Genomic DNA, 774 nt, shown 5'->3' with positions numbered 1-774 from the left:
CAGGGAATTGTTTAAAGATTTCCGTATCACCCAACTGGAGCTGGCTTATACAATCGGAAGAAATAAAACTGGTAAAGCCAGTGGAGAATTGGTCGTATGTAATTGGTAAAATAAAAAGCGACGGTAGCGTCGCTTTTCTTATTTCTCATCATCCGATATAGTGCAAAAGCTGTCGAAACTTTCGCGGGACCTAGAGTGCAAAAGTTACTGCAACAAAGTGCAAAAGTCGGCGGCGGCTTACAAAAGGCCGTCTGAAACTTTAAAAGTTTCAGACGACCTTTTTCAAAATCATCAGAATTTAAGGTTAAACAGTATTTCAATACCCTGTACTTACCTGTTCCTATTTTCGCAGCTGATGTGTCTTTAAGACAAATAAAAAAGCACTGATATAATCAGTGCTTTTTAAATAATGGCGCGGCGGACGGGGCTCGACCCCGCGACCCCCGGCGTGACAGGCCGGTACTCTAACCAACTGAGCTACCACCGCGCATCCATTGTCAGGGACAATGAAAAGTAAAGTGGTGGGTGATGACGGAGTCGAACCGCCGACATTCTGCTTGTAAGGCAGACGCTCTACCAACTGAGCTAATCACCCAAAAAAGGGAGATACTGAAGAATCAGTATTTTTAAATAATGGCGCGGCGGACGGGGCTCGAACCCGCGACCCCCGGCGTGACAGGCCGGTACTCTAACCAACTGAGCTACCACCGCGCATCCACTGTCAAAGACAATGAAAAAGAAACTTGGTGGGTGATGACGGAGTCGAACCGCCGA

At 46.8% G+C, this 774-nt stretch carries 3 tRNA genes; all 3 read right to left on the bottom strand.

Annotated elements, in window-relative coordinates:
* Positions 1 to 410 precede the first annotated feature (410 nt).
* Positions 411 to 487 (bottom strand) — tRNA-Asp (locus tag HMPREF2696_RS01270).
* A 32-nt stretch (positions 488 to 519) separates the two neighbouring features.
* Positions 520 to 595: transfer RNA gene (locus tag HMPREF2696_RS01265), tRNA-Val, on the bottom strand.
* 39 nt (positions 596 to 634) lie between these two features.
* Positions 635 to 711, bottom strand: a tRNA-Asp gene (locus HMPREF2696_RS01260).
* Positions 712 to 774 lie beyond the last annotated feature (63 nt).

It is taken from the genome of Neisseria sp. HMSC058F07 (assembly GCF_001810035.1).
Taxonomy (GTDB): domain Bacteria; phylum Pseudomonadota; class Gammaproteobacteria; order Burkholderiales; family Neisseriaceae; genus Neisseria; species Neisseria perflava.
Note: the sequence above shows the minus strand (reverse complement) of the source record. Positions and strands in the feature narration are given on the sequence as shown.